Annotated in this window: 19 protein-coding genes; 7 read left to right on the top strand and 12 right to left on the bottom strand. The window is 72.2% G+C overall.

The annotated features are described in order from the left end of the window. Positions 1 to 506 precede the first annotated feature (506 nt). From IEZ07_RS18865 to IEZ07_RS18855, 3 genes are read left to right on the top strand one after another with little or no spacing between them, the layout of a single operon-like run. The gene (locus IEZ07_RS18865) at positions 507 to 1,493 is read left to right on the top strand and encodes an ABC transporter substrate-binding protein (protein ID WP_191895935.1); all 987 of its coding nucleotides are present in this window, start codon (positions 507 to 509) and stop codon (positions 1,491 to 1,493) included. Continuing rightward, positions 1,490 to 2,257 (top strand): ABC transporter permease, encoded by a 768-nt coding sequence (locus tag IEZ07_RS18860; RefSeq protein WP_191895934.1) that lies wholly within the window; start codon positions 1,490 to 1,492, stop codon positions 2,255 to 2,257. The genes IEZ07_RS18865 and IEZ07_RS18860 overlap by 4 nt, the downstream gene beginning before the upstream one ends. Beyond that, positions 2,254 to 3,072, top strand: coding sequence for an ABC transporter permease (locus IEZ07_RS18855; protein ID WP_191895933.1), 819 nt, complete (start codon positions 2,254 to 2,256; stop codon positions 3,070 to 3,072). The genes IEZ07_RS18860 and IEZ07_RS18855 overlap by 4 nt, the downstream gene beginning before the upstream one ends. 66 nt (positions 3,073 to 3,138) lie before the next feature. Here the strand turns inward: IEZ07_RS18855 and IEZ07_RS18850 are convergent, their stop codons facing one another. From IEZ07_RS18850 to IEZ07_RS18825, 6 genes are all read right to left on the bottom strand, one after another. Continuing rightward, complete coding sequence (locus IEZ07_RS18850) at positions 3,139 to 3,678, bottom strand: GTP-binding protein (protein ID WP_068895054.1); 540 nt, start codon at positions 3,676 to 3,678, stop codon at positions 3,139 to 3,141. Positions 3,679 to 3,685: 7 nt separating this feature from the next. Next, entirely contained in the window at positions 3,686 to 4,054 is a 369-nt protein-coding gene (locus tag IEZ07_RS18845) for a DUF742 domain-containing protein (protein WP_068895052.1), read from the bottom strand. Positions 4,055 to 4,110: 56 nt separating this feature from the next. Then, positions 4,111 to 4,533 (bottom strand): roadblock/LC7 domain-containing protein, encoded by a 423-nt coding sequence (locus IEZ07_RS18840; RefSeq protein WP_068895050.1) that lies wholly within the window; start codon positions 4,531 to 4,533, stop codon positions 4,111 to 4,113. Further along, the gene (locus IEZ07_RS18835; protein WP_191895932.1) at positions 4,530 to 7,721 is read right to left on the bottom strand and encodes a sensor histidine kinase; all 3,192 of its coding nucleotides are present in this window, start codon (positions 7,719 to 7,721) and stop codon (positions 4,530 to 4,532) included. The genes IEZ07_RS18840 and IEZ07_RS18835 overlap by 4 nt, the downstream gene beginning before the upstream one ends. 135 nt (positions 7,722 to 7,856) lie before the next feature. Beyond that, positions 7,857 to 9,263 (bottom strand): aminobutyraldehyde dehydrogenase, encoded by a 1,407-nt coding sequence (locus IEZ07_RS18830; RefSeq protein WP_191895931.1) that lies wholly within the window; start codon positions 9,261 to 9,263, stop codon positions 7,857 to 7,859. A gap of 29 nt (positions 9,264 to 9,292) precedes the next feature. Further along, on the bottom strand, positions 9,293 to 10,570 hold the full coding sequence (locus IEZ07_RS18825) for a glycosyltransferase (RefSeq protein WP_191895930.1): 1,278 nt from the start codon (positions 10,568 to 10,570) through the stop codon (positions 9,293 to 9,295). Positions 10,571 to 10,725: 155 nt separating this feature from the next. On the opposite strand from IEZ07_RS18825, the gene IEZ07_RS18820 reads away from it, so the two are divergent. After that, a complete protein-coding gene (locus IEZ07_RS18820; protein WP_231647198.1) occupies positions 10,726 to 11,304 on the top strand; it encodes a TetR/AcrR family transcriptional regulator in 579 nt (192 codons plus the stop codon). On the opposite strand, the gene IEZ07_RS18815 is transcribed toward IEZ07_RS18820, so the two are convergent. Genes IEZ07_RS18815 through IEZ07_RS18800 form a run of 4 tightly spaced genes read right to left on the bottom strand, consistent with a single transcriptional unit; the run spans position 11,298 to position 15,106 of the window. Continuing rightward, positions 11,298 to 12,338: an ABC transporter ATP-binding protein gene (locus tag IEZ07_RS18815; protein ID WP_068895041.1), complete on the bottom strand. Its 1,041-nt coding sequence runs from the start codon at positions 12,336 to 12,338 to the stop codon at positions 11,298 to 11,300. The two genes, IEZ07_RS18820 and IEZ07_RS18815, sit on opposite strands and share 7 nt — an antisense overlap. Then, positions 12,338 to 13,111, bottom strand: coding sequence for an ABC transporter permease (locus IEZ07_RS18810; RefSeq protein WP_068895318.1), 774 nt, complete (start codon positions 13,109 to 13,111; stop codon positions 12,338 to 12,340). The genes IEZ07_RS18815 and IEZ07_RS18810 overlap by 1 nt, the downstream gene beginning before the upstream one ends. After that, entirely contained in the window at positions 13,104 to 13,982 is an 879-nt protein-coding gene (locus IEZ07_RS18805; RefSeq protein ID WP_191895929.1) for an ABC transporter permease, read from the bottom strand. Before IEZ07_RS18805 ends, IEZ07_RS18810 begins: the two co-directional genes overlap by 8 nt. Continuing rightward, entirely contained in the window at positions 13,979 to 15,106 is a 1,128-nt protein-coding gene (locus IEZ07_RS18800) for a polyamine ABC transporter substrate-binding protein (RefSeq protein ID WP_191895928.1), read from the bottom strand. Before IEZ07_RS18800 ends, IEZ07_RS18805 begins: the two co-directional genes overlap by 4 nt. 130 nt (positions 15,107 to 15,236) lie before the next feature. On the opposite strand from IEZ07_RS18800, the gene IEZ07_RS18795 reads away from it, so the two are divergent. Together IEZ07_RS18795 and IEZ07_RS18790 are read left to right on the top strand one after the other, a co-directional pair. Next, positions 15,237 to 16,409, top strand: a complete 1,173-nt coding sequence (locus IEZ07_RS18795; RefSeq protein ID WP_191895927.1) for a hypothetical protein — start codon at positions 15,237 to 15,239, stop codon at positions 16,407 to 16,409. 145 nt (positions 16,410 to 16,554) lie between these two features. Then, positions 16,555 to 17,511, top strand: a complete 957-nt coding sequence (locus tag IEZ07_RS18790; protein WP_191895926.1) for an SIS domain-containing protein — start codon at positions 16,555 to 16,557, stop codon at positions 17,509 to 17,511. Positions 17,512 to 17,604: 93 nt separating this feature from the next. Here IEZ07_RS18790 and IEZ07_RS36205 read toward each other — a convergent pair whose 3' ends face one another. Continuing rightward, positions 17,605 to 18,111 carry a DUF742 domain-containing protein gene (locus tag IEZ07_RS36205; protein ID WP_191895925.1) on the bottom strand — a complete coding sequence of 169 codons (507 nt, stop codon included), beginning with the start codon at positions 18,109 to 18,111 and terminating at the stop codon, positions 17,605 to 17,607. Between the two features lie 3 nt (positions 18,112 to 18,114). Next, positions 18,115 to 20,805, bottom strand: coding sequence for a sensor histidine kinase (locus tag IEZ07_RS18780; protein ID WP_239320115.1), 2,691 nt, complete (start codon positions 20,803 to 20,805; stop codon positions 18,115 to 18,117). A 377-nt stretch (positions 20,806 to 21,182) separates the two neighbouring features. On the opposite strand from IEZ07_RS18780, the gene IEZ07_RS18775 reads away from it, so the two are divergent. Further along, a complete protein-coding gene (locus IEZ07_RS18775) occupies positions 21,183 to 22,226 on the top strand; it encodes a quaternary amine ABC transporter ATP-binding protein (protein ID WP_191895924.1) in 1,044 nt (347 codons plus the stop codon). The last annotated feature ends 161 nt before the right edge of the window (positions 22,227 to 22,387 follow it).

Here is a 22,387-nt window from a genome sequence, read left to right as displayed (position 1 = left end):
TACGGGAAAACACCGGCGGCCGCCGATACTGAAGCAGCGTCCGGAACGTCCGGCCCTCCACCGGGACGGCGGCGCCCTGCCGCGGCGACCTGGCCACCGAGAGCGGGGGCAGGTCCCGAACACGCACCACCGGGGCGACCGCGCGGGCCGTCCGGCACAAGGCGGATCGCCCCCGCCCGGACGGGAACCGCCTGCGGCACGGCGTCGCCCACTCGCCCTTCCGCCATCCGTGAAGCCGCTTTCCCGGCCGCCGGGAAGCCTCCGGCGCCCCGCGCGTTCCCGGCCGCCGGGAAGCCGTCGCCGCTCCGCGCATTCCGCGCATTCCGGGCCGCCGGGGTCTCCGAGAGCATTTCGCTCCCCCGTTTTCGGACAGGCCATTATTTAAGTAATATCCGCCGCCTCGCTTTAACGATCACGTATCCGCTAGGCTGACGCGCCGTCGTGCCGCGACCTTCTCCCGCATGGGACCGATACGGGAGAACGCGGCTTCCGATTAAGGAGGTTCCATGGGAAACAAACGCGTGATCCGCAACTCCCTCATCGGACTCGCCACGGCTTTGACACTCGCCGCATGCGGCACCTCTGGCACCGAAGCGGAGAAACCGGCGGCGTCCAACGGCCTTGAGAAGACCGAGCTGACCATCGGCGTCGTACCGGTGCCGTCCTCCGCTCCGCTTTTCATCGCGCAGGAAAGAGGCTTCTTCAAAGAGGAGGGCCTGACCATCAAGACGGAGACGATCCAGGCTCCGCAGGCGGTCATGCCGAAAATCCTCAACGGTCAGATCGACGCCTTCCTGACCAGTTACGTCTCCTTGATCACCATCAGTGACTCCGGTGCGGCCAAGCTCAAGATGCTCGCGGAGTCCCAGCAGGGGGCGCCCGGTGTCAACGGGGTCGTCGTCGTCAAGGACTCCCCCATCCGCGAACCCAAGCAGCTCAAGGGCAAGACCATCGCGGTGAACGTGGTCAAGGCCCTCGGCGAGGTCACCGTCAGCGCCCAGCTGAAGGTCCACGGCCTGGCGCCGTCCGACGTCAAGTTCGTGCCCGTGCCCTTCGCCGACCAGCTCGCCCAGCTCAAGGCGGGCACCGTCGACGCGGCGTGGCTCACCGAGCCCTACATCTCCGCCGCGCAGAAGGACCTCGGCGCCACCCTGCTGATCGACACCCTGTCCGGTCCCACGGAGGGGCTCCCGCTCGACGGCTGGGCCTCCACCGACGACTGGATCGCCAAGCATCCCAAGACCGCCGCGGCCTTCCAGCGCGCGATCGGCAAGGCGCAGCAGATCGCGGCGTCCGACCGCCAGGCCCTCAACAAGGTCATCCCGACCTTCACGCAGATCCCCGCCGACGTGGCCGCGACCATGGCGATGGGCACCTTCTCCACCTCGCTGAACCCCACCCGGGTCCAGCGCGTGGCCGACCTGCTCTCCGAGTTCGCGATCACCAAGAACAAGGTGGACGCCGCCTCCCTGCTGGCCGCAGCCCCGCAATGAACACCGGAACGGCGCTCCGCGGTGCCCTGGGCATCGCGGGGTTCCTCCTCGTCGCCGAGGCACTGGGCAGGACCGGGGTCGTCGACCCGTACGCCGTCCCGCTGGCCTCCTCCGTCCTCTCCGGCGCGTTCGGCCTCCTGCTGGACGGAGAGTTCCTCGCCGGGGTGGGCGACACCCTCTCCTCGGCTGCGGCCGGACTGCTGCTGGCCACCGCGGCGGCCGTACCGTCCGGGCTGGTGCTGGGCACCTTCCCCAGGGCCGAGCGCGCCGTGCGGCCGCTGGTGGAGTTCCTGCGCCCGATCCCCTCGGTGGCGCTGCTGCCCCTCGCGCTCTTCGCCCTGGCGGACCAGGGGAAGATCGCGCTGATCGTGTACACCTCCTACTGGTCGGTGCTCATCAACACGCTCTACGGCCTGCGCGACGTCGACCCGCTGGCCAAGGAGACACTGCAGAGCTTCGGTTTCGGCCGCTACGCCGTCGTACGCCGGGTGTCCCTGCCCAGCGCAGCGCCCTTCATCGCCACGGGCGTGCGGATCTCCGCCTCGGTCGCCCTCATCGTCGCGGTGAGCGTCGAGCTCGTGGCGGGGGGCGACGGCATCGGCACCTTCGTCAGCGACGCGGCGGCGGGCAACCGCCGAGATCTGATGATCGCGGCCACCGCTTGGACGGGGGTCATCGGCCTGCTGGTCAATTCCGTGCTCAGCGGGGCGGAGCGGCGGGCCTTCCGCTGGCACCGGACGCAGGCCGGGGAGGGAGCCGCATGACCGCGCCCGGAGCCGGGGACCGCGCGGCCTCGGCGGCGGCGTGGATCGCCCGGCTGTGGATCGTCCCCGTCGCGCTCCTCGGGTGGGAGCTGGCCGCCCGGCTCGCCGGCGCGGTCTACTTCCCGCCGCCCTCCGCGATCCTGGTCCGCCTGCACGAGCTGTGGTTCTCCGGGCCGCTCGGCCGCCTCTTCCTCACCCAGGAGGCGGTCGACCACCTGCTGCCCAGCCTGGGCCGCCTCCTGCTGGGGTGGGCGGCGGCGTGCGCGGTCGCCGTCGTCGCCGGGGTCGCGCTGGGCCGCTCCGCCTCGGCGTACGACTGCGTCAACCCGCTGATCCACTTCTTCCGGTCGATCCCGCCGCCGCTGCTGATCCCGATCGCCATGACCCTGACCGGGGTGGGCACGCCCCTCCAGCTCGCCGCCATCGTCTTCGGCGTCGTCTGGCCCGTCCTCATCAACACGCTGGACGGTGCGCGGCACGTGGACCGCGCCTATCTGGAGACGTGCGAGGTGTTCGGCGTCTCCAGGACCGCGCAGCTCCTCCGGGTCATCCTGCCCGCGATGGCCCCCAAGGTCTTCGCCGGCCTGCGGATCAGCGTGGCGCTGGCCCTGATCATGATGATCATCTCGGAGTACGTCGGCAGCACGGAGGGGATCGGCTACCACATGCTGGTGGCCCAGAGCCAGGTGGACATCGCGTCCATGTGGACGGCCATCGTGCTTCTCGGAGTGCTGGGGTTCGTGCTCAACTCCCTCTTCCTCCGGGTCGAGCGGCGCGTGCTCGCCTGGCACCGGAGCGCCCGCCGGACCGGCTGACGCGGCGCGGGCCCGCCGGGAAGGGCGGGCCCGCGCCGGAGGCCGGCCGGGAACGGCCGGGAGCCGTCAGACGCGGAGGGTGAGAACGTGCTCGACCAGGGTGATCAGGGTCGACTTCACCGCCTCGCGGGAACGGGCGTCGGTCCTGACGATCGGGACGTGCGGGGAGATCGTCAGCGCCTCCCGCACCTCCTCCTCGCCGTGGAGGTGGGCGCCGCCGAAGCCGTTCAGGGCGACCACGAACGGCAGGCCGGCCTCCTCGAAGTAGTCGATCGCCGGGAAGCTGTCCGCCAGCCTCCGGGTGTCGACCAGGACGATCGCGCCGATCGCGCCCTTGACGAGGTCGTCCCACATGAACCAGAACCGGTGCTGGCCCGGCGTACCGAACAGGTACAGGATCAGGTCCCGGTCCAGGGAGACCCGGCCGAAGTCCATCGCCACGGTGGTGGTCCGCTTCGTCGGGATGTGCGAGAGGTCGTCCACCCCCGAGCTCGCCTCCGTCATGACCGCTTCCGTGGTCAGCGGCATGATCTCGGAGACCGCTCCGACGAAGGTCGTCTTGCCGACACCGAAGCCGCCGGCAACGACGATCTTCGTCGAGGTCATCCCGGCGTCAGAGCCTGCGAAGCCCACTGAGCACCCTTTCAAGCAAGTTGAGATCCGGCTTTCCGGCATTCAGCGACGGCTGGTGGATCTGTACCAGGCCCTCGGCCGACATGTCCGCGATCAACACCCGAGTCACGCCCAGCGGCATACGCAGCAGGGCCGAGATCTCGGCGACCGAACGCACCTGACGGCACATCGAGATGATCGCCTGACACTCTGTGGAGAGCATGGAGGGATCCACACTCGGAGCGGTCGCCGAGGAGACCAGCGCCTCGAGCGCGAGCTGCGTCCGAGGAGCGGTCCTTCCCCCGGTCACAGCGTACGGACGGATCAGACGATCTCGCCCGCTCTTGGCCTGAGGCGGCGGCTCGTTCATCGGATGCTATCCCTCCTTATCGGTTATTGTCCTGCTGTTGCGCGAGTGACGGCCGCCTACCGCTGAGATGCCTGGAGCTCCGCCCGCAGGGCCGGGGTCAGCGTCTGCCCCGCGCGCTCCGCCAGGAGCGTCATCTGGTAGGCCACCAGGCCCATGTCGCAGTCCGGCGAGGCCAGTACGGCCAGCGCCGAGCCGTCGCTGATCGACATGGTCAGCAGGAGGCCCCGCTGCATCTCGATCACGGTCTGCACCACCGGCCCTCCCTCGAAGACCCGGGCGGCCCCCTGCGTCAGGCTGATCAGACCCGCGGTGATCGCGGCGAGCTGGTCGGCGCGGTCCTTCGGAAAGCCCTGCGAGTAGGCGAGCGGGAGGCCGTCCGCGGAGACGATCACCGCGTGGGCGACGCCGGGCATCTCCTTGACGAACTCGGTGATCAGCCAATTGAAGCCGCGGGCGGCCTGACTGAGTTGGTGGTTCACTGCTTCTCTCCCTCGGCGGCGTTGGACCGCTCGTTCATCTCGGCGCGACCCTGCCGTACACCTTGCTGGAAACTGGACAGACGACTGCGCACCCGCTCGGCCGAGATCGGGGGCATCGGGGAGACCGGCGCCGCGGGCGCGGAGGGAGCCGATCCGGGGACCAGGTTGGCCTTGGGCACCCGTTTGGGCAGGCCCGCCCCGGTCAGGCCGCCCTCGGCGGGCTTCTTGGCCGCCTCGGCCGCGGCCCATCCCTGGTCGGCGGGGGTGCTGCTCCAGGGCTGCCGCTCGGCCGCCGCCGCGGGCGCGGGCGCGGACCGGTGCTCCGCCCCGGAGACCCCGGAGGCCCCAGAGTCCTCGACCGGCCCGAACCCGGCGGTCTCATCCGGCTTATCCGTCTTGTCGGCGGGGATGCTGCTACGGAACCAGTCGGAGCCCACCGCCGCGAAGATGGGCAGGAACTCCTCCGGCTCCGGCTCGGTCGCCGACACCCCGACCGCGGGCAGCGTCTGCGTGTTCTCGCCCGGGTCGAGCCGGTGCGGCGACCACGGGTCCGCCTCCGACGCCTCCTGCCAGGACGGCTGCGCCGACCGGTCCTGCCAGGACGCCGGGGCCGCCGGGGCCGCCGGGGCCGCAGACGGCTCGGGGGCGGCCGACGCCTCCTGCCAGGAGGGCTGGTCCTGCCAGGAGGGCTGGGGCGGCTGAGACGGCTGGACCGGACGCCGGGACGGCGGCGCGGGGGTCGGGGTCAGCGGCGAGGACCACAGGCTCTCCACCTCCGAGGCCGACACCACCGGCTTCGACCACAGGTCCGCCACGCTGGGCGGCGGCCCGGCGGGGGCCTGCGGAGCCGGACCGGCCTCGGCCGGAGCGGGGCCGGCGGCCGGCCTCGCCCCGGGCGGCGCGCCGAACGGCGTGTCGTCCATCGGAGGCATCCCGAAGGGGGGCCGCTCGCCCGGCCGGCGCACCGGCGGCATCGGCGGTACGGCGGGCGGGGCCTCCGCCGGGCTGGGCGCCGCGAGCGGGGCCTCGGCCGACTGGAACGCCCCGAAGGAGGACATCTCAAACGACGGGTGCCCCGGACCGAACGAACCGGTCCCCGCACCGGCCCTCGTACCGGCTCCCACCCCGGCGGGCGCCGATCCGAACGGGTCGTGGCGCAGGCCCGCGGCGAACGGGTCCGCCTCCGGCGTGGCCGCCCGGCCCGCGGCCGCGGCGGCCAGGGCCGCCGGGTCGGGCCGCATGGACTGGGCCACCACCCGGGGCGGGAGCAGGACGACGGCGCTGAGGCCGCCGGCCTCGGGACGGCGGAGCTGGACGCGGATACCGTGGCGCAGTGCCAGGCGGCCGACCACGAACAGGCCCATCCGGCGGGAGACCGACAGGTCCACCGCGGGCGGCTCGGCCAGCCGCCGGTTGGCCTCGGCCAGTTCCTCGTCGCTCATGCCGATGCCGGAGTCGGTGACCGCCAGCACGACGCTGCCCATCTCGTTGCCGTTGCTGGTCACCGTGACCTTGGTGTCCTGCGGCGAGAAGAAGATCGCGTTCTCCACGAGCTCCGCGATCAGGTGGACGATGTCGTTGACGGCCTGGCCGATGATCAGCGTGCCGGCCTCCACCCGGAGGGTCACCCGCTCGTAGTTCTCGACCTCCGACAGCGAGGCGCGCACGACGTCGCCGAGCGGGACCGGCTCGCTCCACCGGCGGCTCTGCTCCTGGCCCGCGAGGACCAGGAGGTTCTCGGAGTTGCGGCGCATGCGGGTGGCCAGGTGGTCGAGCTTGAAGAGGCTGGCCAGCCGGTCGTCGTCCTGCTCGCCCTGCTCCAGGTCGTCGATGAGGTCGATCTGCCGCTCCACCAGCGACTGGGTGCGCCGGGAGAGGTTGACGAACATCGCGTTGACGTTGGCCCGCAGCCGGGCCTCGTCGCCCGCCAGCCGGATGGCCTCGCGGTGGACCTCGTCGAAGGCCCGGGCCACTTCCCCGATCTCGTCGCGGGAGAGCACGCCGATCGAGGGCACCTCGATGTTCGGGGCGAGGTCTCCGGACTCGCGCAGCACGCGGACGGTCTCGGGCAGCTTGCTGCCGGCCACCTCCAGGGCCTCGCTGCGCAGCCTGCGCAGCGGACGGACCAGCGTGCCCGCGACCCAGGCGGTGATGAGCAGGATCAGCACCAGCAGGACCAGGATCGCGCCACCGGAGATCATGGCGCTGCGCCGTTCGGCGCCCTCCAGCTCCTGGCTGCGCGCGACCACCGCGGCGGCCATGTCGCGCTCGAGCGTCCGCATGCCGTCCACGATCGCGGTGGAGGAGTCGAACCAGCTGCGGATGCCCACGGTGCCCAGGGTCCGGTTCTCCCGCATCCGGGACATGACCAGGGCGCGGGTGGCGTCGGCCCGGTCGACCTCGGGACCGCCGACCAGCTCGCGGAAGCGTCTGTTCTGCGCCGCGCTCGCGGTCGCCTGGAAGGCCGCCACCTCGCTCACCTGGCTGCGGTAGGCGCCCAGGAAGTCGGCGGGGTCGTCGAAGTCGAAGCCGCCCTCGAGGCGGGCGACCAGGAGGATGCCCCGCTGCCTGGCCACCTGCTCCTTGGCCCGGGACAGCGCGCCCAGCGCCAGCGAGTCACCGGTCAGGCGCTCGTCGCCGCCGCTGCGGCCGAGGTCGTCGTGGAGGGTGACGAAGTCGGCGATCATCCGCGAGTACATGCCGAGGGCGGCGCGCGGGAGCACGCTGCCCTCGGTGATGAGCCGGCGCAGGCCGGGGAGGCCGTGCAGCCAGCGGCGGATCTGGGAGGCCTCGGTCCGGACGCGGGTGGCGTGCTCGCCGCTGATGGCCGCCACCGCCTTCAGCGTCTCGGTGGCGCTCCGGTCGACGACCTCGCGCTGCTCCCTGACCTTGACGAGGCGCGCGGGCCGGCGCTGGTCGGCGATGAACCAGGCGGTGAGGTCGCGTTCGAGAGCCATCTCGTGGGAGAGGACGCCGAGCCGCTCGACGAGCGAGGCGACCTCGGACATCCGCCGGTACTCCGTCGCCGTGGACAGCGCGGTGGTCAGCTGGAGCCCGGTCAGCAGTACGGCCGCCACGGTCGGGAGCAGGATCAGCGCGACCAGACGGGGACGCACACGCCAGTTGGCGGGCAGGAGGCTGCCGAGTACTCCCACCGGCCGGTGGCTCCGGCGGTCTTGTGTCTTCACTGGCCTAGGTAACCCCTCGCCGAGTAGGGAAGCGGCGGAAGCAATTTGAGCACATCCTTTATCGTCACTACGAATGGAGTAACTATCGACAAATCCCTATAAATGGGATATTCGGGCACTAATCACCCATCGTTTTCAGGCAGGCCGGAAGGAGTCCCTCGCCTCCGGCGCCTGGTGCTTGATCATGAGATGGCGCGTCACGGAGTACTCCTGGACCGCCTCCTGGCTCATGTCCTTGCCGAAGCCGCTGCCCTTGACCCCGCCGTGCGGCGCCTCCGAGGCGATCGGCAGGTGGTCGTTGACCCAGGTGACCCCCACGTCGAGGCGGTGCGAGACGTGCAGCGCGCGGGCGACGTCGGCCGACCAGACCGAGGAGGCCAGGCCGTAGGGGGTGTCGTTGGCCAGCCGTACCGCCTCGTCCTCCCCGTCGAACGGCAGGGCGACCAGCACCGGCCCGAAGAGCTCCCCCTGGACGATCTCGCTGTCCTGACGGGCTCCGGCGATCAGCGTCGGCGGGTAGTAGAAGCCTGGCCCCTCGGCCGGGGCGCCCCCGCAGAGCACCGAGGCGCCCTCGGCCACCGCGCGCTCGACGAAGCCGTGCACCCGGTCCCGGTGCCCGGCGGAGATCAGCGGGCCGATGTCGGTCGCCGGGTCCCAGGGGTCGCCCGGCCTGATCCGCTCCAGCGTCGCGCGGAGCGCTTCGACGCCCTCGTCGTAGACCTCGCGGGAGATGTAGACGCGGGTGGCGGCCGTGCAGTCCTGGCCGGTGTTGTAGGTCGCGCCCATCGCCACGCCCCGGGCCATCTCGGCCAGGTCCGCGTCGCCGAAGACCAGGGCCGGGGCCTTGCCGCCGAGCTCCAGATGGACCCGCTTCAGCGAGCCGGCCGCCCCGCGCATGACGGCGCGGCCGGTCTCGGTGGAACCGGTGACGCTCACCATGTCCACGCCCGGGTCGTCCACCAGCGCCCCGCCGGCCTCGGCGTCGCCGAGGACCACCTGCAGCAGCCCGTCGGGCGCGCCGGCCGCCGCGAACAGCTCGGCCAGGCGCAGCGTGCTGCCCGGCGTCCGCGGCGCGGGCTTGACCACCACCGCGTTGCCCGCGGCGAGCGCGGGCCCGGCCTTCCAGACCGCCATCACCAGGGGGAAGTTCCAGGGCGCGATCGAGGCGACGACGCCGACCGGGCGGCGGACCAGCACCGAGGTGTAGCCGGCGCTGAGCACCCCCGCCCCGGTGCCGTCCAGCGAGCGGGCCGCCCCGGCGAAGAAGCGGAGGTTGTCGACCGCGAAGGGCAGCTCGCCGTCGCGGAAGACCGCCGCGGGCTTGCCCGTCTCGGCGACCTCCAGCCGGGTCAGCTCCTCGGCGTCGGCCTCGACGAGGTCGGCGAAGCGCAGCATCACCCGCGCCCGCTCGGCCGGGGTCGCCGAGCCCCACTCCGCGAAGGCCGCCCGCGCCCGCCGTACGGCCGCCGCCACCTCCGCGACCGGGGTGTCGGGCGCCTCGTGCAGCGGTTCGCCCGTCGCCGGGTTGATCAGAATGCCCATGGAACGTCCCTGGTAGATGTGGTCGGCCGTCAGGCCCCGGTGCCGGCCTGCTCGATCAGGTCTGCGGCGCGGCGCAGGCCGTCGCGCCGGCGGATCTCCTCGCCGGCGGCGGCCAGCCTCCCGCGCAGGGCGGCGTCGCCCAGCAGCCGCTCCACCGCCCCGGTCAGCTCGGCGTCGGCGAAGCCGTAGGTGGACAGGCGCACGCCGTAGCCGAGCTCGTGGACGCGCTGGGCGTTGTCGTACTGGTCCCAGAACAGGGGCAGCAGGATCATCGGCTTGCCGAAGTGCAGCGCCTCGGTGACGGTGTTGTTGCCGCCGTGCGTGATGACCAGGTCCACCAGCGGCAGGATCTTGGTCTGCGGCAGGAACTCCGCGCCCCACATGTTGCCGGCGAGCTTGATCTCCTCGTGCAGCGGGCCCTTGGAGACGATGTAGCGGTGCGGGGTGGTGGCCAGCACGTCGATCACCCGCTGCATGAGCTCCACGTCGGCCGAGCCGAGCGAGCCGAGCGAGAAGTAGACCAGCGACCCCTCGCCGCCCTTCAGTGCCTCCGGCAGCTCGAACTCCTCGTCGGTCTCGCGGACCGAGGAGTCCAGGCGGTGCCAGCTCGGCCCCAGCGGCCGGGCGTCGGTGTAGTCGGCGATCTCCGGGAAGACGTAGAGGTTCAGGTCGCCGGAGTGGATGAAGTCCAGGTCCGGCAGGGCGGGGGCGCCCTGCTCGACGACCCACTCGTTGAAGGCGGTCCAGATCTCGCGGTGGGTCCGGTCGTACTCGGCGCGGAAGGCGTCCCACTCGGAGCGGTCGCCGGCGGGCAGGCCGGAGAAGACCGGCGCCACGCCCTCGCCGCGGACCTCCAGCGGGTTGCAGGAGACGATGCGGACGAACGGCTTGCCCGCGGTCACCAGCGCCGGGAAGGCGATGACGTTGTCCTCGACGATGACGTCCGGCTGCACCCGCTCGATGATCTCCTTGAGCTGCGGCTCGCAGTACTTCGCGCCGTCGATGAGCGCGTCCCAGATCGGCTTGGTCACCGTCTCCAGCTGCTCGGCGGTGGACTTGCGGTACTCCGGCGCGGTGTCGCGGATGAAGTCCTTCCAGAACTGCCCGGCGTCCTGCTCCTCCTCCGACGGCGGGGCGAGGTCGACCAGGTCCTCCTCGAAGCCGAGCGCCGTCAATTTCCCCTTCCACGAGGCTTCAGCAGCGAAAACGACCCGGTGGCCGCGCTTACGAAGAATGTCGCCGATGCCGATGCAGTTGTTCGTCGGCCCGTAGGCGCTCTCCGGCATGAACAGGATCGTAAGAGCCATCGTGTCCTCCGAGATCAGGGGTTTTGGAATCTGGTGAATACTGGTTTAAATATTGATCTAGCGGAAATGCCGGACAGCGGTCACTATGGACCCCGGCATAAACCAAGGGTGACGAACGGGGAAATATGGCGCGCAAGAGCCGGTCGGACCGACGGGTGGACCTCATCGACGCGGCGCGCCGGGCGATCATCCGGCACGGCACCGACGGCGTCGGCCTCAACCACGTCGCCGAGGAGGCGGGACTGACCTCCGGCGCGGTGCTCTACCACTACCCCAACCTCGGCGAACTGCTGGTGGACGCCCACCACGCCGGGATGGAGCGCTTCTACGAGCTGCGCCTCAAGCGGATCAGCGGCATGCGCGACCCGGCCGAGAAGCTCGTCGTGACCATCCGCTCCGGCCTGCCGCACGGCCCGGACGACCCGGACGTGCGGCTGCTCAACGAACTCGGCGGCGCCGCCTCCCGCAACCGGATGTACGCCCTGCTGCTCACCACGCTCTACGACCGGCAGGTCTCGATGTACCAGAGCATCCTGGAGACCGGCAGCGCGCTGGGGACCTTCACGCTGGCCGACGACTCCCTGGTCATCGCGCGCAACCTCGTCGCGCTGGAGGACGCGTACGGTTACCGCATAACGGCCCGCCATCCGGTGATCGGCCCGGAGGAGGCGGCGGACCTGATCCTCTCCTACGCCCGGACGGTCACGGGCAACCCGCTGAAGACGTCTCACTGAGGCACCAGGACCCCGTCCTCGGGCGCCCAGGACAGCGCCACCCGCGTGCCCGGCCGGGCCCGGGTGGCGCCCTGGACGGCCACCAGGACCGGCCGCTCGCAGCCCGGCACGGCGACGGAGACGTGCGAGACGCCGCCGTAGAAGCTCACGTCCGCCACCTCGCCCCGCAGCGTGCCGGCGCCCTCCGCGGTCTCGGGCGCCAGCCGCACCCGCTCCGGCCGTACGGCCAGCAGCGCGGACGTCCCGTCGGGCAGGTCGGAGGCGCCGGGCAGCACGCCGAGCCCGTCGGCGGCCAGGCCCACCGCGCACGCCCGGCCCGGGAAGAGGTTGCCCGCGCCGACGAACCCGGCGACGAACGGGGTGCGCGGCCGCTCGTAGAGCGCGACCGGCTCGTCCACCTGCTCCACCCGGCCCGCGTTGAAGACCGCGATCCGGTCGGCCAGCGACATGGCCTCCTCCTGGTCGTGGGTGACCACGACGAAGGTGATGCCGACCTCGTGCTGGAGCCGCTTGAGCTCCAGCTGCATCTCCGCCCGCACCTGCTTGTCCAGCGCGGACAGCGGCTCGTCGAGCAGGAGCAGCCGCGGCCGCTTGACGATCGCGCGGGCCAGCGCGACCCGCTGCCGCTGGCCGCCGGAGAGCTGGTGCGGCCTGCGCCCGGCCGCCTCGGTCAGGCCCACCTTCTCCAGCACCTCGCCGACCCGGGTGCGGACCTCCGCCTTCGGCAGCCGCTCCCGCTCCAGGCCGTAGGCGACGTTCTTGGCCACGGTCATGTGCGGGAACAGCGCGTAGGACTGGAACATCAGGTTGACCGGGCGGCGGTGCGCGGGCCTGCCCAGCAGGTCGGCGCCGTCGAGGGTGACGGAGCCGGCGTCCGGCGACTCGAACCCGGCCAGGATCCGCAGGAGCGTGGTCTTGCCGCAGCCGCTCGGGCCGAGCAGGGCGAAGAACTCGCCCTGGCGGATCTCCAGGGAGACGTCCGACAGCGCGGTGACGTCTCCGAAGCGGCGGCTGACACCGGTGATCTGCAGCATCAGGAAAGGGACTCCGTCAGTCGGGTCATCCGCTGGGCCGCGATCACCACGGTGAAGCTCACCGCGAGCAGCACGGTGGCCAGCGCGTTGATCTCCGGGGTGACCCCGAAGCGGACCATTGAGTAGATGACGATGGGCAGGGTCGGCTCGGTCGGCGCCGAGGTGAAGAACGCGATGACGAACTCGTCGACGGAGAGCGTGAACGCCAGCAGCGCGCCCGCCGCGATGCCCGGCGCGAGCTGGGGCAGGGTGATCCGGAAGAACGTGGTCACCGGGGTCGCGCCCAGGTCGCGGGAGGCCTCCTCCAGCGAGGTGTCGGCGTGCGCGAGCCGGGTGCGGACCACCGCGGCCACGAACGCCGTGCCGAAGACCGCGTGCGCCAGCAGCACCGAGTGCAGGCCCAGCTCCATCTTCACCCAGACGTAGAACATCAGCAGGCCGATGCCGAGCACCAGGTCCGGCAGCACCGCAGGCAGCACGCCGATCGCGTCCAGCGCCTTCGACCTGCTGTGCCGGGCCATGCCGACCGCCAGCAGCGTGCCGAGCACCGTGGACAGGGCCGTGGCCCCCGCGGCCACGATCAGGGTGTTGACCAGGCCGTGCCGGATCTCGGCGTTGCCGGCCAGCTCGCCGTACCACTTGAGGCTGAAGCCGTCGAAGGAGTACGGCGAGCCGCCGGAGTTGAACGACATGGCGACCAGCACCACGATCGGCGCGTACAGGAAGAGGTAGGTCGCCCAGAAGGGGACGTACAGCAGTCGGGGCTTACGCACGGCGGGCACTCCAGGCCTGCAGCAGCAGCAGGACGATCAGCACGGCCAGCAGCGCCAGCGCGAGCGTGGAGCCGAACGGCCAGTCGCGCGCCTTGAGGAACTGGTCCCTGATCAGGTTGCCGACCATGATCGAACGCCCGCCGCCGAGCAGCTCGGGGACGATGAAGTTGCCGAAGCTCGGCACGAAGACGAACAGGCACCCGGTGACCACCCCGGACCTGGTCAGCGGCAGCGTCACCGAGAAGAACGTGCGCGCGGGCGAGGCGCCGAGGTTGGCCGAGGCCTCGCGGAGCTGCGGGTCGAGCCGCTCGATCGCGGCGTACAGCGGGAGCACCATCAGCGGCAGGTAGGAGTAGACCAGGCCGGTGACGATCGCGCCCTGGCCGTAGAGCAGTTCGTACGGGCCCAGGCCGATCTTCTCCAGCGCGCCGTTGAGCAGGCCGGGACCGCTCAGCAGCACGATCCAGGCGTAGACGCGGACCAGGAAGTTCGTCCAGAACGGCAGCACGATCGCGACCAGCGCGACCGTCTTCCACCGGCGGGGCAGCCGGGCGATCAGGTACGCCGTCGGATACCCGGCGAGCAGCGCGATCACCGTGGCGATCGTGGCCAGCTTCAGCGAACCGAGCACGACCTCGAGGTAGAGCGGGTCCAGCAGCCGGGTGAAGTTCTCCCCCGTCACCTCGTAGACGACGCCGCCGAACCGCCCGCGGCGGAACACCGTGTAGCCGAGCACCAGCGCCAGCGGGATCAGCAGGAACGCGACCAGGTAGGCGAGGCCGGGCCCGAGGAAGACCAGCCGCCCCAGCGCGCGCGACCGGCGCGACCGCGATGCCGCGGCCGCGCCGGAGACGACGGTGGAACCGGTCACTGCTTCGCCGCGACCTCGGTCGCCAGGCGGGTGAACTTGGCCGAGTCCTCGCCCAGGTCGATGATCGACTCACCCTGGAGCAGGTCCGCCGGGCTCATCTGCAGCGGCGTGTTCTGCGCCTTCAGGTCGGCGTCGACGATGTCCATCGCGGCCTTGTTCGGCACCTTGTACAGGATGTTCGAGGCGGCCCAGCCGTGCACCTTCGGGTCCAGGATGTGGTTGATGAACGCGTGCGCGGCCTCCTTGTTCTTGGAGGACTTCAGGATGACCATCGTGTCCACCCAGAGGTCGCTGCCCTCCTTGGGGACCACGAACTTGATGTTCTTCTCGGAGGTCGGGCACCAGCCGTCCCACGCCTCGACCATGACGGCCTCGCCGCTCTTCAGGCGGTCGCCGAAGGTCGTGTCGTCGTAGGCGAGCAGGTTCGGCTTGGCCGCGAGCAGCTTCTCCTTGACCTTGGCCAGCTCCTCGTCGCTGCGGGTGTTGACCGAGTAGCCGAGCGCCTTGATGGCGGGCAGTGCCAGCCAGCGCTCGGTGGTCATCATGGTGACCTTCTTCTTGGCCTCGGCGGGCGGGTCGAGGATGTCGTTCCAGCTGGCCGGCTTCGTCTTCACCAGGTCTTCCCGGTAGCAGATGCCGGTGGTGCCCCAGGTGTAGGGGACGGAGAAGGTGTTGCCCTTGTCGTAGGCCAGCTCCTTCGCCTCGGGGTAGAGGTTGGCCAGGTTCGGGATCAGCTCGGGGTGCAGCGGCTCCAGCAGCCCGGCCTCGTTGAGCGCCTGGGCGTACTGCCCGGAGACGAAGGCCACGTCGATGCCGGTGTCGGCGCCCGAGGTGAGCTTCGCCATCGCGACCTCGTTGGTGTCGTGCAGCGTGACCTTCAGGTCGAACTTGAGTTTGCTCTTGATCTCCTGGGGCAGTTCCTTGGGCGTGTAACCGTCCCAGACGGTCACCGTGAGGCTCTGCTTCGACAGGTCGGCGTTGGGGTCGAGCTGGTCGACGGCTGCGCCGGACGCGGGGGACGCGGCGGTGTCGGCGGCCTCCCCGCCGCACGCCGAGAGTGCGAGCGCGAGACCGGCGGCCACTGCGGCAGCCGGAAGACGACGGGTGTACCGGGAACGGGACACAGCCGCTACTCCTTCATAATTCAGATGTATGAGGGTGGTTCGGTCGTTTCGGACGTGACAGACCAAAGCAGGAGTGTTGCAGGCAACATCAACTTGAGCAACACTGATCGCGACATCACCACGTGGAAGCTTGATCTGTTTGCTGAACGGACCTTCAATATGGGAGCGCCTCGACGGCGCCCCCCGCGCCGGCGACGGCCGGACCGCCGAGCTGCTGTCCGCCCTGGCATGGCACGTTCCCGCACCGTACGACGTCACCCGCTTCCACCCGCTGCCCGTCCTGCCCGCCGGGGCGGTTGAACGCGGCTTCGACGTCGATCAGACCAACCACTCGGTGGTCGTCGGCGAGACCGTCGTAGTGAAATGGCTCACACCTCCCGCTCCGCTCCCCCAGCCCGCCCCCGAGATGTTCGCCCACCTGTCGGCGGTCGGCTTCACCGCCACGGCCGCGCCCTACGCGGCGCTCACCCGCGGTGGCGAGCTCCTCGCCCTGGTGACGGCCTACCTGCCGGACGCCCGGGACGGCTGGGAATGGTGCGTGGACGAGGCCGCCGCGGGCCGCACGGACTTCACCGCCGGCCTGGGCGTGCTCGCCGCCGACCTGCACGTCGCCCTGGCCGCCCCGTCGGGGACCTTCCCCGACCCGGTACGGCTCCCGCCCGACGGGCGTGAGCGACCGTTCGCCCACAGCCCGGGGAGCGGAGGACCCGATCGGCCCCGCGACCCGGGACCGGACGCGTGCCCGCCGGGCCCGTGGGCGGCCCGCGCCGAGGCGGCGCTCCGCGAGGCGCTGGCGCTGACCGACGGCGAGGACGGCGAGTGGCTGGCCGCCCGCGCGGGCCTCATGGCGGAGAGGTTCCGCGCCCTGAACGGCCACGACGCGACCCCGCTGATCCGCATCCACGGCGACCTGCACGTCGGCCAGATCCTCCGCTGGTCCGGCGGTTACGCCGTGGTCGACTTCGACGGCAACCCGACGGTCTCCGACACCGACCCCTACCAGCCGGCCGCCCGCGACCTCGCCCAGCTGTCCACCAGCCTGGAGCACGCCGGGCAGATCGCGATCCGGCGCCGGGGCGCCGACCCCGCCGCGACCGCGCGGTGGGCGGCGCGGGCGACCCTCTCCCTGCGGGACGCCTACACCGGTCGCCTGCGCGAACGCGGGCACGCCCACCTGCTCCACGAGGGGCTGCTGAGCGCGTTCGCCCTCGAACAGGAGTGCCGCGAACTCGTCTACGCCGCCCGCCACCTGCCCCGCTGGCGCTACGCCCCCATGGGCGTCCTGCGCTCCTGGTACGGCTGACCACCCGCCGCCGCACGGCCGGGCACGGACCCGACCCGCCGGCGATCCCGGATGACGACGCGCGCCGGCACCCGGGCCCGGCACCGTCCGTGCGCGTCCCGCCCCGCTCCGACCCGACCTGACCTGACCTGACCGAGGAGACGACGTGAACTCCGAGCTGTACCTCGCCGATCTGGAGGCCAAGCCCGCCGCCCTGGCCGGCCTGGCCGACGCCCTGGAGGCCGGCGACCCGTTCGGGGCGCTGCCGCCGGAGGGGATCCGGCGGGTCATCCTCCTCGGCATGGGCAGCTCCCGGTACGCCGCGGGGGTGGCCGCGCTCCGCCTGCGCGCCGCCGGGGTCGACGCCGCCGCCGAGTACGCCTCGGCCTCGCTCTCCTACCCGGCCGACCCGAAGACCCTGGTCGTGGCCGTCTCCGCCACCGGCGGCAGCCGCGAGACCCTGGACGCGGTCGCCCGGCACCGGGGCCGGTCCTTCGTGGCGGCGATGACCGAGCGGCCGGACTCGCCGATCACCGAGGGCGCCGACCTGGTCGTGCCGATGCTCGCGGGCGAGGAGCGGGGCGGCGTCGCCTGCCGTACCTTCCAGCACACCCTCGCCCTGCTGCTGGCCCTGAACGGCCGCCTGACCGGCGCGGGCCCGGACGTGCCCGCGCTGCTGCGCCGGAGCGCGGAGGCCACGGCCGACCTGCTGGACCGGCGCGGCGAGTGGCTGGAACCCGCCATGGCCCTGCTGGACGGCCCGGCCGGCGTCTACACGATCGCCCCGGCCGAGAGGCTGTCGTCCGCCGAGCAGTCCGCCCTGATGTTCCGCGAGGGGCCCCGCCGGGCCGCCGACGCCTGCGAGACCGGCGACTGGGCGCACGTCGACGTCTACCTCACCAAGACCCTCGACTACCGGGCCGTGCTGTTCCCCGGCTCCCGCTACGACGGGCAGGCCATGGAGTGGATCCGGGAGCGCGGCTCCACCGTCCTGACCGTCGGCGGCGACGTCCCCGGCGCCGCCGCCTCCGTCCGCTACCGGCACGACGACGACCCTGACGTGGCGCTGCTGACCGAGACCCTCGTCTGCGAACTCGTCGCCGCCTGCTGGTGGCTCCCCTGACCGCGCGGTTCCGCCCCTCGCTCCGGCCGGGTCCCGCTCCGTGCGGTGGTCGGGCTTGGTGCGACGGAACGAGACCCGCCCGGACCATCGAGGTCAGAGGCGGCGGAGGCCGCCGAGGACGCGTTCGAGGAGGTCGCGGCCGGGACCGCTCTCCTGGACCTGGGGATGGTAGATCCGGACCAGGCCCTCGGACTCCATGTCGGCGATGAGCACCCGGGCGACGCCGAGGGGAATGCCCAGCAGCGCGGAGATCTCCGCGACCGAACGGACGTGGCGGCACAGCTCGCTGATCGCGCGGTACTCCCGGGTGAAGGAGAGCCCCAGCCGGCCGGAGGTCGCCGAGGAGACCAGCGCCTCCATCGCGAGCTGGGTCCGGGGTGCGGTCCGCCCGCCGGTGACGGCGTACATGCGGACCAGCGAGCTCTCCTCTTCCTCCTGCGGCGGGCCGTACCCCGCTCCGGAGTCCGGGCCGTACTCCCCGCCCCCGCCGTACGGCGGGCCGGACGGGGGCCGCCCGTACTCTCCGCCCCCGCCGTGCCTCGGACCCGGCGGGGGCCCGTAGCCGGGGCCGCGGGGGTCGTTCCAGTAGGGATCGGTCACGGCTCAGCTCTCCCGGTTCGGGAGTTCGTTGCGGGCCCGGCGCACGCCCTGCTGGAAGCTCGCCATCCGGTCGCGCACCCGCTCGGCGGACAGGGGCGCCACCGGCTGCGGCGGCCGGGCGAGCGGCTGCGGTGGGGTCCCGGAGGAACCCGGCGGACTCTGGGGACGCAGGCCGGCCGGGGCCTGGGCCGGGGAGGCGGGCACGGAGCCGGGGACCAGATTGGCCTTGGGTGTCCGTTTGGGCAGTCCCGAGGTGGTCAGCCCGCCGTGCGCGGGCTCGCTCACGGCCCGCGCCGCCTGCCAGCCGCTGTCCGCGGGGGACGACCAGTCCTGCCCGGGTGCGGCGGTGGGCGGCCGCCCACCGGGTTCTCCGGCGGAGGCGGGCTCCTCGCGCGCAGGTCCGGGCCCGCGCACGGGTTCGAGGGTGCCCGTGCGGAACCAGCCGGACTCGACCGAGGCGAAGATCGGCAGGTACTCGTCCCCGGCGTCCAGGGCCGAGGTGCCCGTCCCCGGCAGCGGCCCGGGCTGCCGGGTCTGCGGCGGCAGGGCCGTCACCCCCTCCGGCAGGGGCGCCGACAGGGTGGCGGGCGTCCGGGGGCGGGCCGGTCCCCGGTCCGGTCCCGCCGCGGGGACCGCCTCGGGACCGGACGGGAAGGACGGAAAGGGCGGGAAGGAGCGGCTCGCCGCCAGGTCGAACGGGGACGCCTGGGCGGGCGCGGCGGGGGACGCGCCGGGCAGGGGGGCGAGGAGGTCCTCCGGGAGCAGCACCATTGCGGTCAGGCCGGACTCCTGGGGCCGGAGCCGGACCCGGATGCCGTGCTTGAGGGCCAGGCGGCCGACCACGAACAGGCCCATGCGGCGGGCCACCGAGGCATCGGCCGGCTGCGGGTCGGCCAGGCGCCGGTTGACCTCGGCGAGCTCGTCGGCGGTCATGCCGATGCCCTGGTCGGTCACCGAGATCATCACGCCGCCGCCGTCGATGCGGCTGCTGGAGACGACGACCTCGGTCTCGCCCGGCGAGAACGACAGGGCGTTCTCCACCAGTTCGGCGAGCAGGTGCACCACGTCGCTCACCGCGGGCCCGGCTACGGCCACCTCGGACTGGACGCGGGTGACCACCCGGTCGTAGTTCTCCACCTCCGAGAGCGCGGCGCGGACGACGTCCATGACCTCGACCGGGTTGCGCCAGCGGCGCGCCACCTCCTGCCCGGCGAGGACGAGCAGGTTCTCGCTGTTGCGGCGCATGCGGGTGGCCAGGTGGTCGAGCTTGAACAGGTCGGCCAGGCGGCGGTCGTCGCGTTCGCCGCGCTCCAGCCGCTCCACCAGGGTGAGCTGGCGCTCCACCAGCGTCTGGCTCCGGCGGGAGAGGTTGACGAACATCGCGTTGACCGTGTGGCGCAGCTTCGCCTCGTCGCCCGCCAGCCGTACGGCCTCCCGGTGGACCTCGTCGAAGGCGCGGGCCACCTCGCCGATCTCGTCGCGGGACAGGACCCCGATCGGGGGCACCTCGGCCGCGATGTCGCCGAGCCCGCCGATCTCGCCGTCGCGCGACTCCCGCACCCGCTGGACGTACTGCGGCAGCCGTTCGCCGGCGACCTCCAGGGCCTCCCGGCGGAGCCGCCGCAGCGGCCGGACCAGTGAGCGCGCCACCCCGCTGGTGATCAGCAGTACGGCCAGCAGCAGCCCGGCGACCGATCCGGCGGCCAGCAGGGCGCGGTTCCGCTCGGCGTCGCCGAGTTCGCCGCTGCGGGCCACGATCTGCCGGGCGTGCCGCTCCTCGACGGTGCGCATCCGGTCGATCGTCGCCGAGACCGCCTCGTACCACTGCCCGGCGTCGTCCTTCTCGGCCAGGTCCAGGCCCCGGAGCGGGGCTCCGGAGGCGGCGCGGAGCAGGACCAGCTCCCGCAGGAACCCGGACCGGTCGGTGCCGCCGCCGTTGACCGCCTCGTCGAAGAAGCGCCGTTCGGCGACTCCGGCCTCGGCGGCGAACGCCCGGCGCTCGCTCTGCTCGGAGGCCAGCGCGCCGAGGAACCGCTCCATCTGCTCCTGTTCGAACCGGCCCGCGACCAGGACCACCGAGAGCAGGCCCCGCTGGAGCGAGAGGCTCTCCTTGGCCCGGGCGAGCGCGTCCAGGGTGAGGGACCGGCCGAACAGCAGGTCGTCGGAGCTGCCCTTGCCCAGTTCGTCGTGGAGGGAGAGCAGGTCGGCGATGACCAGGCTGTAGGCGTCGATCGCGGCGTCGGGCAGCAGCGTCTCCTCCAGCGCCTGCCGTCGCAGCTGCGCCAGGTCCTCCAGGCGGGCCAGCGCGGCCTCGATCTCGTCCCCGGTGCGGCCGCCGATCGCGTCCCGCAGCAGGGCGCCGCTCTCGCGCACCCGCACGGCCGCGCGGTCCACGGCGTTCATCCGGTCGCGCACGCCCTGCTCGCCGCGTTCCGGGCGGCCGAGGGCGATGAACCAGGCGGTGCGGTCGCGCTCGCCGGCCAGTTCGTGGGTGAGCGCGCCGATGTGGTCGGAGAGCCGGGCCAGGTCGTTGACGCGCTGGTATTCGGCCGCGGCGCGCACGGAGCCGAAGACCTGCACGCCTCCCAGCAGCACGGCGGCGGCGGTCGGCACCAGGATGAGCGCGATCAGCCTGGAACGCACCCGCCAGTTGCGCAGACGGAATCCGCCGTCCCGGGTCTTCTGTGTACTCACCGACCGCTGCCCTCTCGGTGGACGAACGCGCTGGCCGAATTCGCCATGGTTCCCAGCTATTCGAGCACATCTCAACCAGTCAAGACCACCGACCATAGCCATACAAATGCTCACTCATGAGACAAGAGAGGCGAGAACCTGGAGCTCCAATTCCAATCCGGCACTCTAATTCGGACCCTCCGATACCTGCATTAAGTATTTGTCGTACCTATATGGCTGTTTGTACCGTTCCAAAACACAGCATCCGGGATAACACATCAGAAGCACGAGCGCCTCCAGAAGATCACGGCATTGTGATTCCTGATATTTCCGCCATATCGTGACCCCTTGCGCCCCTAGCCTCATCCGCATCGGAGCGGTGAGCTTTGGAGGAGAAAGTGGCCTCACCCGACGGCGCCGCGATCGAGGTTCGTGGCCTGTGGAAGATCTTCGGCCCCCGGGCGGACCGTGTTCTCGGCGGTCCCGACGCCGGGCTGGACCCCGTCGCGCTGCGGGAGAGGACCGGCTGCGTCGCCGCGGTGCGGGACGTCGGTTTCACGGTGCGGCCCGGCGAGGTGTTCGTCGTGATGGGCCTGTCGGGCAGCGGCAAGTCCACCCTGGTCCGCTGCCTCACCCGGCTGGTCGAACCGACCGCGGGGGAGATCTCCATCGCCGGCGAGGACGTGCGCGCCGCCTCCCCCGCCCGGCTCCGGGACCTGCGCCGGAACCGGGTCAGCATGGTCTTCCAGCACTTCGGCCTCCTGCCGCACCGCAGGGTCCTCGACAACGTCGCCTACGGCCTGGAGATCCAGGGCGTCCCGCGCGCGAGAAGGCACGAGCGGGCCCGGGAGATGCTCACTCTGGTCGGCCTGGAAGGTTTCGCCGAGACCCTGCCCGACCGGCTCTCCGGCGGCATGCAGCAGCGCGTCGGCCTGGCCCGCGCCCTGGCCACCGGCCCGGAGGTGCTGCTCTTCGACGAACCGTTCAGCGCGCTCGACCCGCTGATCCGCCGCGACATGCAGACCGAGGTCGTCCGGCTGCACCGCGAGGTCGGCACCACCATGCTGTTCATCACCCACGACCTGTCCGAGGCCCTCAAGCTGGGCGAGCGCATCGCCGTCATGCGCGCGGGCGAGATCGTCCAGACCGGCACCGCCGAGGAGCTGGTCGGCTCCCCCGCCGACGAGTACGTGGCCGACTTCGTCAGGGACGTCCCCCGCGGCGACGTCCTGTCGCTCCGCTGGATCTGCCGCGACTCCGCCGACGGCGAGCGGCCCGGCGAGACCGCGCTCCCCGCCGAGACGGTCATCCGCGACGCGGTGCCCGCCGTACTCCACTCGGACCTGCCGGTCCGCGTCGTCCAGGACGGCCGGCCGATCGGCGTGGTCGACCGCCGTGACGTCCTGTCCGCCCTGGCCGGCCTTCCCGGAGCCGCCTCGTGAGCTCCGGGACGGTCGGCGCGGCCGAGCCGGCCGGGGCGCAGGCAGGGCCGCCCGCAGGACCGCCGACAGAGCCGTCGGCAGGACCGTCGGCAGGACCGTCGGCAGGGCCGCCCGCGGGCCGGACCGGGTCCGCGGCCCCGCCCGCCGCCCGCCGCGGCGCC

Origin of the sequence: Planomonospora parontospora (assembly GCA_014647935.1) — a bacterium.
Classification (GTDB): Bacteria; Actinomycetota; Actinomycetes; order Streptosporangiales; family Streptosporangiaceae; genus Planomonospora; species Planomonospora parontospora.
This window is presented reverse-complemented; position numbering and strand designations above follow the sequence as displayed.